This window comes from Stenotrophomonas sp. YJH_SMC_65, assembly GCF_059369475.1.
The window spans coordinates 76,551-88,344 of record NZ_JCAFSR010000006.1; the positions used below are offsets into that span (position 1 = coordinate 76,551).

The 11,794-nt window shown below is 66.7% G+C and carries 8 protein-coding genes; 5 read left to right on the plus strand and 3 right to left on the minus strand.

What is annotated here, in order from left to right; translation table 11 throughout:
* Nucleotides 1-34: 34 nt before the first annotated feature.
* On the minus strand, nucleotides 35-949 hold the full coding sequence (gene blaL2, locus AC5P7A_RS12710) for a L2 family extended-spectrum class A beta-lactamase (RefSeq protein WP_134967265.1): 915 nt from the start codon (nucleotides 947-949) through the stop codon (nucleotides 35-37).
* A gap of 175 nt (nucleotides 950-1,124) precedes the next feature.
* Here blaL2 and ampR point away from each other — a divergent pair, with 175 nt between their 5' ends.
* Nucleotides 1,125-1,991 (plus strand): LysR family transcriptional regulator AmpR, encoded by an 867-nt coding sequence (ampR, locus tag AC5P7A_RS12715; RefSeq protein WP_049440344.1) that lies wholly within the window; start codon nucleotides 1,125-1,127, stop codon nucleotides 1,989-1,991.
* Between the two features lie 80 nt (nucleotides 1,992-2,071).
* Here ampR and AC5P7A_RS12720 read toward each other — a convergent pair whose 3' ends face one another.
* Nucleotides 2,072-3,937 carry an ABC-F family ATP-binding cassette domain-containing protein gene (locus AC5P7A_RS12720; RefSeq protein WP_014648175.1) on the minus strand — a complete coding sequence of 622 codons (1,866 nt, stop codon included), beginning with the start codon at nucleotides 3,935-3,937 and terminating at the stop codon, nucleotides 2,072-2,074.
* Nucleotides 3,938-4,271: 334 nt separating this feature from the next.
* Between AC5P7A_RS12720 and AC5P7A_RS12725 the strand changes: the two genes are divergently transcribed.
* The 4 genes from AC5P7A_RS12725 to ybaL all read left to right on the plus strand — a co-directional run bounded on the left by AC5P7A_RS12725 (nucleotide 4,272) and on the right by ybaL (nucleotide 10,030).
* Nucleotides 4,272-6,659: a TonB-dependent receptor plug domain-containing protein gene (locus AC5P7A_RS12725; RefSeq protein ID WP_014648176.1), complete on the plus strand. Its 2,388-nt coding sequence runs from the start codon at nucleotides 4,272-4,274 to the stop codon at nucleotides 6,657-6,659.
* A 279-nt stretch (nucleotides 6,660-6,938) separates the two neighbouring features.
* Nucleotides 6,939-7,247 carry a hypothetical protein gene (locus AC5P7A_RS12730; protein WP_005418535.1) on the plus strand — a complete coding sequence of 103 codons (309 nt, stop codon included), beginning with the start codon at nucleotides 6,939-6,941 and terminating at the stop codon, nucleotides 7,245-7,247.
* 82 nt (nucleotides 7,248-7,329) lie between these two features.
* On the plus strand, nucleotides 7,330-8,139 hold the full coding sequence (locus tag AC5P7A_RS12735; protein WP_053092054.1) for an XVIPCD domain-containing protein: 810 nt from the start codon (nucleotides 7,330-7,332) through the stop codon (nucleotides 8,137-8,139).
* A gap of 193 nt (nucleotides 8,140-8,332) precedes the next feature.
* On the plus strand, nucleotides 8,333-10,030 hold the full coding sequence (ybaL, locus tag AC5P7A_RS12740) for a YbaL family putative K(+) efflux transporter (protein ID WP_041863753.1): 1,698 nt from the start codon (nucleotides 8,333-8,335) through the stop codon (nucleotides 10,028-10,030).
* Between the two features lie 423 nt (nucleotides 10,031-10,453).
* Here ybaL and AC5P7A_RS12745 read toward each other — a convergent pair whose 3' ends face one another.
* Nucleotides 10,454-11,740 carry an O-acetylhomoserine aminocarboxypropyltransferase/cysteine synthase family protein gene (locus AC5P7A_RS12745; RefSeq protein ID WP_288496513.1) on the minus strand — a complete coding sequence of 429 codons (1,287 nt, stop codon included), beginning with the start codon at nucleotides 11,738-11,740 and terminating at the stop codon, nucleotides 10,454-10,456.
* Between the last annotated feature and the right edge of the window lie 54 nt (nucleotides 11,741-11,794).

Consider the following 11,794-nt stretch of genomic DNA (forward strand, 5'->3'; position numbering starts at 1 on the left):
TCCGGCAAGCCATTTCCCAATGACCCCGGTTACCTCATCCGATCATCGCATCGGCCAGCGCCCCCACCCGTGCAAGCACTGCTGCGCGCTGGTCGTCATCGACCGATGCGCCCTGCAGATAGGCGGTGACCACCCACGCGGTGCCGCCCGCATGCGGCCACAGCACGGCGATGTCGTTGCGCGTGTCATCACCGTTGCTGCCGGTTTTGTCCCCCACCCGCCAGCGCTTGCCCAGCCCGGCGCGCAGGCAGGCATCGCCGGTCTGGTTGTCGATGAGCCAATCGGCGAACTGCCGGCGCGATGCAGGCTGCAGGCCATTGCCCACCGCGAAGCGGGCCAGGCTGGTGGCCATCGCGGCCGGGCTGGTGGTATCGCGCGGGTCTCCCTTCGCGAACAGATTCACGTCCGGCTCGTTGCGGTCATTGCGGGTAATGCTGTCGCCCTGCCCGCGCAGGAATGCCGTCAGCGCCGACGGCCCGCCCACCACCTCCAGCAGCAGGTTGGCCGCCGTGTTGTCGCTGGTGGTCAGCGTGCCCCGGCACAGGTCGCGCACGGTCAGATCCTTGCCCACGTGGCGGCGCGCCACCGGAGCGTAGGACAGCAGATCCTTCCCGGCGATGGGCACACGGGTGTCGAGCGAAACGCGGCCTGCATCGGCAAGGCTCAGCACATGGGCGACCAGCATCGACTTGAACGTGCTGCACATCGGGAAGCGCTCATCCTGCCGATGCCCGCCGATGCGACGGCCGTTGCCGGTGTTCAGCACGGTGACGCCCAGGCGGCCACCGCTGGCTTTCTCCAGCGCGGCGAAATCGGCGGCGCCGGCAATGGCGGCGTTCGCGGCGGGTATGCCAGACGAGGCGGAAACCGGTTGCGCCAGCGCCGGGGCAAGCAGCGAGGACGCAACGGCAGCACCACTGAACTGCAGGAATCGGCGACGGGCGAGCATAGGGGTTCTCCTGGTGACCGCTCGATTATTGGCGCCTCCCCTGCAGCCGACCAGCGCGAAAAATCAAGGCAAGCCATAAGTGGAATTCATGCCTGTCGCGATCAACTCATTGAGATTTACGAAATTCCTCATTGAACGGGTACGATCAGCCATCATCCTGGCTCACGGCTTTTCGATGTTGCACCCTACCCTGCCGCTGAACGCGCTGCGCGCTTTTGAAGCCGCCGCCCGCCACCAGAACTTCACCCGTGCCGCGCTCGAGCTGTGTGTCAGCCAGGCCGCGCTGAGCCATCAGATCCGTGGGCTGGAGGACCGGCTTGGCATCCGCCTGTTCCATCGCCTGCCACGCGGCGTGGCGCTCACCGATGAAGGGGCAGCGCTGTACCCGGTGCTCAACGAAGCGTTCGAGCGCATTTCCGCCAGCATCGCGCGCTATACCGGTGGCCCGGCACGCGAGGTGCTGACGCTGGGCGTGGTCGGTACCTTCGCCACCGGCTGGCTGCTGCCACGGCTGGCGGCGTTCGAAGCCGCGCACCCGGACATCGAGCTGCGCCTGCAGACCCACAACAACCGTATCGACCTGGCCGGCGAAGGGCTGGACCTGGCGATCCGCTTCGGCGATGGCGACTGGCAGGGCCAGGCCTGCACGGCAATCCTCGATGCGCCCTTCGCACCGCTGTGCGCCCCCGCATTGGCGCGGCGGCTGAAGCAACCGCGCGACCTCGCCACACTGCCGTTGTTGCGTTCCTACCGCAGCGACGAATGGCCGCGCTGGTTGCAGGCGGCCGGGGTGAGCGGCGTGGAAGCCCGCGGGCCGGTGTTCGATTCCTCACTGACGGTGGCGATGGCCGCCGCCGGGGGCGCCGGCGTGGCCTTGCTGCCCTTGTGCATGTTCGAGCAGGAACTGGCCGAAGGCCGCCTGCTGCAGCCCTTCGGCACCACCTTGGAGCTGGGCCGCTACTGGTTGACGCGGCTGCGCTCGCGCGCCGAGCGCGAACCGGCCAAGCGGTTCCGCGAATGGCTGCAGGCGCAGGGCACGTAACAAAAAAGGGGACGGAGGGGATTAAGTCGTTTGTGGCACAAACGACTTAATCCCCTCCGTCCCCTTTTTTTTTTGCGTGATCAGGACTCCAGCAGCTCCATCCACGCCGCTTCGGCTTTCTCCAGCTGCGCGGCGGTGGTTTCGCGGTCACGTCCGATCACCGCCATGCGGGTGGCATCGGCATAGTTGGCCGGGTCGGCCAGCTGGCGGTCGAGCTCGGCCAGCGCGCCCTCCAGTTCGGCCACCTTGGCCTCGGCAGCCGCCAGCTTGTGTGGGTTCACCGGCTTCTTCTGCACCACCTGCGCCACCGGTGCGGTCTTGACCACCACCGGCTCTTCCACCTGCTCCATGCGCGCCTTGGTGCCCTGCGCCTGCGGGCGGGTGCGCAGCCACGCGGCGTACGCGTCCAGGTCGCCATCGAACGGTTCGACCACACCATCGGCCACGCGCCAGTAGGTATCGCAGACCAGGCCGATGAGGTGGCGGTCATGCGAGACCATCACGATCGCGCCTTCGAAGGTGGCCAGCGCTTCGGCCAGTGCTTCGCGCATTTCCAGGTCAAGGTGGTTGGTCGGTTCGTCCAGCAGCAGCACGTTCGGCTGCTGCCAGGCGATCAGCGCCAGCGCCAGGCGCGCGCGCTCGCCACCGGAGAAGCCATCAACCGGCTCGAATGCACGATCGCCCGGGAAGTTCCACTTGCCGAGAAAATCGCGGAAGGACTGGTTCGGTGCGTCCGGGGCGATCTCGCGGAAGTGCTCCATCGGCGATTGGCCTTCGTGCAGCGATTCCACGGTGTGCTGGGCGAAGTAGCCGATCTTCAGGTCCGGGTGCGCCATGCGCTCGCCGACGATCGGTGCAAGTTCGCCCACCAGGGTCTTCACCAGGGTGGTCTTGCCCGCACCGTTCGGGCCGAGCAGGCCGATGCGCTGTCCCGCTTCCAGGCCGAAGCCGACGTTGTGCAGGATCACCGCGTCCTTGCCGTAACCGGCCTCGACGTGGTTCAGGCGGATCAGCGAGAACGGCAGCTTGGCCGGCGGCGCGAACTCGATGCGGAACTCGCGCTCGGCGCGCACCGCTTCGGTGCCGGCCAGCTTGGCCAGGCGCTTCATGCGGCTCTGCGCCTGCGCAGCCTTGCTGGCCTGCGCCTTGAAGCGGTCGATGAAGCTCTGCAGGTGGGCGCGCTCGGCCTGTTCCTTCTCGTGCGCGATCTGCTGCTGGCGCAGCTGTTCGGCGCGCTGGCGCTCGAAATCGGTGTAGCCGCCCGGGTAGAGCTTGGCGCCGCCGCCATGCAGGTGCAGGGTGTGGGTGGCCACGTTGTCGAGGAACTCGCGGTCATGCGAGATCAGCAGCAGGGTGCCCGGGTACTTCAGCAGCCACTGTTCCAGCCAGTACACCGCGTCCAGATCCAGGTGGTTGGTCGGTTCGTCGAGCAGCAGCAGGTCGCTGGGCATCATCAGCGCGCGGGCCAGATTCAGGCGCACGCGCCAGCCACCGGAGAACGAGGACACCGCACGGTGGTGCGTCTCGGCAGGGAAGCCGAGGCCGTGCAGCAGCTTGCCGGCACGCGCTTCGGCGTCGTAGGCCCCCATCTCGGCCATCTTGGTGTGCGCGTTGGCCACCGCCTCCCAGTCTTCGCGCGCGGTCGCCTCGGCCTCTTCGGCCAGCACCGCGGCCACCTCGGTATCGCCGCCCAGCACGAAGCTCAGCGCCGGATCCGGCAGCGACGGGGTTTCCTGGGCCACGCTGGCGATGCGCACCTTGCCGGGCAGGTCGACGTCACCCTTGTCGGCCTCCAGCTCGCCCTTCACCGCCGCGAACAGGCTGGACTTGCCAGCACCGTTGCGGCCGACCACACCTACCCGGTAACCGGCGTGCAGGGTCAGGTCGACATTGGACAACAGCAGCCGCTCGCCGCGGCGCAAGGCGAAATTACGAAGGGAGATCATCGGGGGAGGGGTCCATATAACCGGATGGAATGTGCTGGTGAGCACTGTTCCTGCGACGCAATTCTAGCGTTAACGAATACTTGACGCGTCCCGGGATGCGCAGTGGCCGACGTTCCTCTCTCCCACGTCCCCGCCGCGCGCGTCCCGGGGTCCCTTCCTGCCAGCGCTGATCCGGGCTAAATGGTTGCTGCTGCAACGTTTTTTCTGACGCCTGGCATTTGACAGGCACTGAATATCCCGTTAATTGCTGTATTGCGCACCGCAACAACCGCCGTCCGCCTCACGCTCGTGATGTCGATTCCGGTGCCGCCCCCGCCAACCGGAGCCCATCCCGATGACCCGCAAGACCCGCCTGATCGCCGCCGCCGTCGCTGTCGCACTCGGTGGCTCTCCGTTCGTCGCCGCTGCACAGCAGGCCGGCACCGCCGCCAACACCCTGGACACGGTGATCGTCACCGGCACCCGCGTGGCCGACCGCACGGTCGCCGAATCGCAGTCGCCGATCGACATCATCACCCCCGAAGTGCTGCAGTCCACCGGTACCAGTGAACTGGCCACCGCACTGTCGCGCGCCCTGCCCTCGCTGAACTTCCCGCGCCCGGCGCTGACCGACGGCACCAGCGGCGTGCGCCCGGCGCAGCTGCGCGGCCTGTCGCCGGACCAGGTGCTGGTGCTGGTCAACGGCAAGCGCCGCCACACCTCGGCGCTGATCAACGTCAACGGCAGCATCGGCCGTGGCTCGTCGGCGGTGGACATCAACGCGATCCCGATCGCCGCGATCGAGCGCGTGGAAGTGCTGCGCGACGGTGCCTCGGCGCAGTACGGCTCGGACGCCATCGCCGGCGTCATCAACATCGTGCTCAAGGGCAGCGGCAGTGGCGGCAGCCTGGCAGTGGACTACGGCCAGTACTCGGCCGGCGACGGCAACAAGTACCAGCTGTCCGGCGACACCGGCGTCGAGTTCGGCAACGGCCGCGGCCGCGTGCACGTGGCCGGCCAGATCAGCCAGCAGGACGAGAGCAACCGCGCCGGCCCGTACCGCGGCACCACGCCGAACACCGGCAACTTCCCCAGCATCGGCCAGAAGACCTTCATCGTCGGCGACCCGCGCGTGGATGCCACCGCGGCCTCGGCCAACGCCAGCTTCGACTTCAGCGACCACGTGACCGGCTACGCCAGCGCGCTGCTCAGCAACCGCGACATCACCTCGTTCGCGTTCTACCGTTCGCGCAACCACAGCGGGCAGAGCGCGCTGCTGGCGCAGACCTACCCGGACGGCTACGTGCCGGAGATCAACCAGTATTCCAAGGACCGCTCGCTGGTGGCCGGGGTCAAGGGCAACACCGACAACGGCTGGACCTGGGACCTGAGCCTGAACCACGGCGAGAACACCCTGGACTTCCACACCCGCAACAGCATCAACTACAGCCTGGGTGCGACCAGCCCGCGCTCGTTCTACGACGGCACGCTGAAGTACCAGCAGGACATCTTCAATGCCGATCTGACCAAGTCGCTGGACTGGGGCCTGGCCTACCCGGTCACGCTGTCCTTCGGCGGTGAGTACCGCAAGGAGAAGTGGGACCAGAACCCGGGCGAACTGAACTCGTACACCGGCAGCGGCGCGCAGGGCTTCGCGGGCTTCACCCCGACCAATGAAGTGCATGCCGACCGCCACAACTACGCGGTCTATGCCGGCCTGGAAGCGGACCTGACCGACAAGTTCTCGGCCGGCATCACCGGCCGCTACGAAGACTATTCGGACTTCGGCGACCGCTTCTCGGGCAAGCTGTCGGCGCGCTACGCGTTCACCGACAAGGTGGCGCTGCGGGCCACCGCCTCCAGTGGTTTCCGCGCGCCCTCGCTGGCGCAGCAGGGCTACCAGGCGGTGACCAGCCAGTTCCTCAATGGCGTATTCGTCGAGCGCGGCACCTTCCCGACCACCAGCCAGGCCGCGCAGGCGCTGGGCGCCTCGCCGCTGAAGGCCGAGACCTCCACCTCCTACAGCCTGGGCCTGGTGCTGCAGCCGGTCGACCGCCTGTACATCACCGTCGATGCCTACCAGATCGACATCGATGACCGCATCGCACTGTCGTCGAGCATCACCACCAATGCCGCGACCAGCGCGCTGCTGGGCACCCTGGGCCTGCCGCAGGTGACCGCGTTCTCCTACTTCACCAACGGCCTGGATACGCGCACCCGCGGTGTCGACTTCGTCTCCAGCTACACGGTACCGTTCAGCGCCAGCAGCCTGGAGCTGACCGCGGCATACAGCTACAACGACACCGAAGTGCGCCGCGTTGGCGGCACCCCGCCGGTGTTCGGCACGCTGGGCCTGACCCAGTCGCTGATCGGCCGTGATGAGATCGGTCGCATCGAGGACAGCTACCCGCGCGACAAGGCGATCCTGAGCGGCACCTGGCGTTCGGACCACTGGGAGCTGGGCCTGGCCGCCACCCGCTACGGCAAATTCACCGTGCGCAACTCGGCCACCGCGCTGCGTGACCAGACCTACGGCGACGCCTGGGTGGTGGATGCCTCGGCCAGCTACAAGCCCAGCAGCAACTGGACCCTGACCGTGGGTGCCGACAACCTGCTGGACAAGTACCCGGACCGCACCGAAGACCTGCAGAACTCCACCTTCGGCATGCTGCCGTACAGCAACTACTCGCCGTTCGGCTTCAACGGCGCGTATGTGTACGGGCGGATCAAGTACACCTGGTAAGGGGTAATGGGTGCGCCGGGCCCTGCCCGGCGCTGCTCCACACACCCGCCCGCGGCCTCGGGGCAGGCGCGGCCCTGACCGTATACCGTTGCCAGCTCCTGCACCCGGTTTCCAGGCTGTGCGCTGTTGCACGCGCCTCATAGGTCGTCCCGTGCATAATCAGCGGACCAACGAAGGAGCCGCTCCGTGACGAGAGCCTGCATCACTCGCCGCCATGTGTACGCTGCGCTCGCGTGGGTTGCGCTGGCGGCCCCCCTGTCAGGGTGTTCAGGAGATCACGTGAAACCCAGCTATTCCAAATCGAGCCTTGAGCCGGTCGTCGTCACCCAGCTCTCCGCGTCGAAGCTCCAGGTCCAGTTCAATGAACCGATGGAAAGCATGTATTACGCGGCAGGGATGAGCTATGTCGTGGAAGGGGACACCATGAAAGTCGTTGTTGATCGCTGCCCCATATCCGGCCAATGCACAACCATGCTGCGGCGCGACGTGAAGCCCGGACCTGCTGGCCCGGCCCGTCAGGAAATTCCCTTGATGGCGCCGCGCGTGGTGATGCTGTACGCCGATGGCGAAACACAGATTTTTCCGTAAGGGCATCCCATGAGCGACAAGGTCGTCCTCGGCATCCATAGTCACGTAGACCCCCAATACACAGGGGTCGTTCAATCAGTTCGTGGACGGCCACGCCTGGATCTCGGTGACGCGAAACGGCCATACGACGTTCCATGGCCTGTGGCCAGACAACCATCCACTCGTTGAGGACAATGGCCCAGGTTCGGACATCCGCGAAGGCATGGAAGCCCGGGCCACACCTTCGGCCTCACGCTATTACGAATTGACTCCCGAGCAGGTCAAGCGACTTGACCAGGCCTTGGGCGAAAATGTCACCTGGTCATATGGCAATACCTGCGCATCGTGGGCGACCAGTACCGTGAACAAGGTTACCGGGCAGTCCCTGGATGCAGGCGAACTGCTGTTCACCGATACACCGCGGGAGCTGATCGAGTCCATTCGCAAGGCAGAGCGCGTGCGGCCCACCAGTCCTTCGCAGCCGCAACCGGCAACCGAACGGCCGGAAACCAGCATCCCATCGCTGAGCGATGCCTCGGCATCGCTTCACCAGCAGGCACTCGCCGGCGTCCACGCGCTGGACGCATCGTTGGGTCGCGCATCTGATGAAGCCAGCCAACGCATGGCGGCCAGCCTCACCCAACTTGCCCGGGCACAAGGTCTGGAACGGATCGACCATGTGGTATTGGGCTTGCCGGCTGGTCAGCCCCCAAGGCCGGAGAACGTCTTCGTCATTCAAGGAGCCTTGGATGACCCGGGCCATCTGCGTGCCCACATCAACATTGAAACGGCCCTTCAGCCACCCGTTGCGGAGTCGCTGCGGCAGATTCATCAGTTGGACAAGCAGCTGGCCGCCTCGCCGCAGCAGGCCGAGCCTGCCCTGGAAGAGACCCAGCGCCGGCAGATGGTGTGATCATCGACGGCTACGCCTGGAGCCCCCCATAGGTAGGCACCATTCGGCCCGTCAGGGCCTGCCATCTCTCAACAAGGCTTGATATCTCGCCCGTACAAGCCGCCCACGCAACGATCCGATACGCTGGCCAGGTTTGCCGTATGTGACCGCATCGGTGAAAATCGGGGCATCCCCCGATTGCCTGCGAGTGCCGATGCACCATGACACCGACCTGATCAACATCGTTGCCGTTGGCCTGGGGCTCGCCTTCATCTTCGGCGCGCTGGCCAACAAGCTCCGCTTGTCTCCCCTGGTCGGTTACCTGGTTGCTGGCATCTGCGTAGGCCCGTTCACCCCCGGCTTCGTCGCCGACCAGGCGCTGGCCAACCAGCTGGCCGAACTGGGCGTGATGCTGCTGATGTTCGGCGTCGGCCTGCACTTCTCGCTGAAGGACCTGATGGCGGTCAAGGCGATCGCCATTCCCGGCGCCATCGGCCAGATCGCGGTGGCCACCCTGCTCGGCTGGGGCGTGGCCTCGCTGATGGGCTGGCCCGCCATCCATGGCGTCATCTTCGGTTTCTCGCTGGCCACCGCCAGTACCGTGGTGCTGCTGCGGGCGATGGAGGAACGCCGCCTGCTGGAAACGATGCGTGGCAAGATCGCGGTCGGCTGGCTGATCGTGGAAGACCTGGCCTGTGTGCTGGCGCTGGTGATGATGCCGGTGATGGCCGGTGTGTTCGGTCCTGACGCGGCCAAGGAATCGCACTCGCTCGGCAGCGTGCTGGCCGACATCGGCTGGACCTTCGTGCAGCTGGGCCTGTTCGTGGCGGTGATGCTGGTGGTCGGTCGGCGGGTCATCCCGTGGATCCTCGAGCGCATCGCCGGTACCGGTTCGCGTGAGCTGTTCACCCTGTCGGTGCTGGCGATCGCGCTGGGCGTGGCGTTCGGCTCGGCGATGCTGTTCGGCGTCTCGTTCGCGCTGGGCGCGTTCTTCGCCGGCATGCTGCTCAACGAATCGGAGCTGAGCCACAAGGCCGCGCATGATTCGTTGCCGCTGCGCGATGCGTTCGCAGTGCTGTTCTTTGTGTCGGTCGGCATGCTGTTCGACCCCAACATCCTCGTCCAGCATCCGTGGCAGGTGCTGGCCACCGTCGCCATCATCATGTTCGGCAAGTCGGCGGCGGCATTCTTCATCGTGCGTGCGTTCGGCCACCCGACCAGCACCGCGCTGACCATCTCGGCCAGCCTGGCGCAGATCGGCGAGTTCGCCTTCATCATCGCCGGCCTCGGCGTGGCGCTGCAGATCCTGCCGAAGGAAGGCCAGTCGCTGGTGCTGGCCGGCGCGCTGGTGTCGATCATGCTCAACCCGCTGGTGTTCGGCCTGCTGGACCGTTGGCAGGCCAAGCAGGAGCAGTCTCCGCAGGTACCCGAGCCGCCCGAAGCGATCGGCCCGTCGCGCGACCTGCATGACCACGCCATCGTGATCGGTTACGGCCGCGTCGGCAGCGAACTGGCGCAGGTGCTGCGCGACCGTGGCGTGCCGGTGCTGGTGATCGATGACAACAAGGAACACGTCGAGCAGGCACATGCCAAGGGCCTGGCGGCGATCCGCGGCAGTGCCGCCGCCGACCGGGTGCTGGCCGAGGCCCATCCGGAGCGCGCCAAGATCGCGGTGCTGGCGATTCCGCAGCCGCTGGAAGCCGGTGAGGCGCTGGCCAAGCTGCGGGCGATCAATCCGGACCTGACCCTGCTGGCGCGCGCGCACAGCGATGCCGAGGTGAAGCATCTGCTGGAGCACGGCGCCGATGGCACGGTGATGGCCGAGCGCGAGCTGGCGTATTCGCTGGCGGAGATGATCATGTCCACGCCGCCGTACCGGAATCTGGGGCAGCACAGCATTCCGGTGGTGTGAGGGGTGTGCGTGCGGCAGGGCTTGCAGCCCTGCACCTGCCGAAACAACGGCAACGGCAAAAGCGGGCATAGCGTGGGATGGCGGGGTGGGTCCGATTGCGGGAGACGCCGTAAACCCTTCCATGGGGGCTTGGCCGCGGCATCCATGCCGCGGACACTCCCGCAACCGGACCCACCCCGCCTTCGACAGTTCCCCGCTGCTGTTGGTGGATGTCGACCTTGGTCGACACGGCGGCGCGCGGGGTCAGATCCGTTTTCCACAGGAAAACGGATCTGACCCCGGAAACAAAAAATCCCCGGTCGACCCGCATCGACCGGGGATCTGGATCGCCACGTTGCCACGCCTTGGAGAGGCAGTTCCACCGTAACCCATCGCGGTGCCGGCGGTGATCGCCTGTGGCGATGACGACCAAGCGCGCAGCTATCAGGCGCCGGCCAGGGCCTGTTCCAGGTCCGCGCGCAGGTCGCCGATGTGCTCGATGCCGATCGACAGCCGCACGGTGTCCTCGCTGACACCGGCCTTGGCCAGCTCCGCTGCATCCAGCTGGCGATGCGTGGTCGAAGCCGGATGGGTGGCCAGTGACTTCGCATCCCCCAGGTTGACCAGGCGGGTGAACAGCTTCAGCGCATCGAGGAAGCGGGCGCCGGCCTCGCGCCCACCGGGCAGACCGAAGGTCAGTACGCCCGAGCCATGTCCACCCAGATAGCGCTGCGCGGCGGCATGCTCGGGGTCGTCGGCCAGTCCGGCGTAGCGCACCCAGGCTACCCTGGCATGCGCCTTCAGGAACTGCGCAACGGCCAGCGCATTGGCATTGATGCGTTCCATGCGCAGGGCCAGGGTCTCGATGCCCTGCAGGATCAGGAACGCGTTGAACGGCGACAACGCAGCGCCCGTATTGCGCAGCGGCACCACCCGCGCGCGGCCGATGTAGGCCGCTGGCCCCAGGGCTTCGGTATAGACCACGCCGTGGTAACTGGGGTCGGGCTGGTTGAGCCGTGCGAAGCGTTGGGGCTGTGCGGTCCAGTCGAAGTGGCCGGAATCGATGATCGCGCCGCCCAGGCTGTTGCCGTGTCCCCCGAGGTATTTGGTCAGCGAATGCACCACGATGTCGGCGCCGTGCTCGAACGGGCGCAGCAGGAACGGTGTGGCCACGGTGTTGTCGACGATCAGCGGCACGCCCGCGGCATGCGCGACCTCGGCGATCGCAGCGATGTCGGTGACATTGCCGCGCGGGTTGCCGATGGATTCGACGAACACCGCCTTGGTGCGGTCGTCGATCAGCGCGGCGAACGCGGCCGGGTCGGCCGGATCGGCAAAGCGCGCCTGGATGCCGTACTGCGGCAGCGTGTGCGCCAGCAGGTTGAGGCTGCCACCGTAGAGCGCACTGGAGGCGACGATGTTGTCGCCGGCCTCGGCGATGGTCTGGATGGCATAGGTGATCGCGGCCTGCCCCGAGGCCAGCGCCAGCGCGCCGATGCCGCCTTCCAGCGCGGCAAGGCGCTGCTCCAGCACGTCGGTGGTGGGGTTCATGATGCGCGTGTAGATGTTGCCCGGAACCTTCAGGTCGAACAGGTCGGCGCCGTGCTGGGTGTCATCGAAGGCATACGCCACGGTCTGGTAGATCGGCACCGCCACCGCGCGGGTGGTCGGGTCGGGACGGTAACCGCCGTGCACGGCCAGGGTTTCCAGTTGCCACTGCGGGTCGCTCATTGCACCAGGCTCCATCCGGGAAACCGCCACCATAGGCCAGCCGGGGCCGCCCGC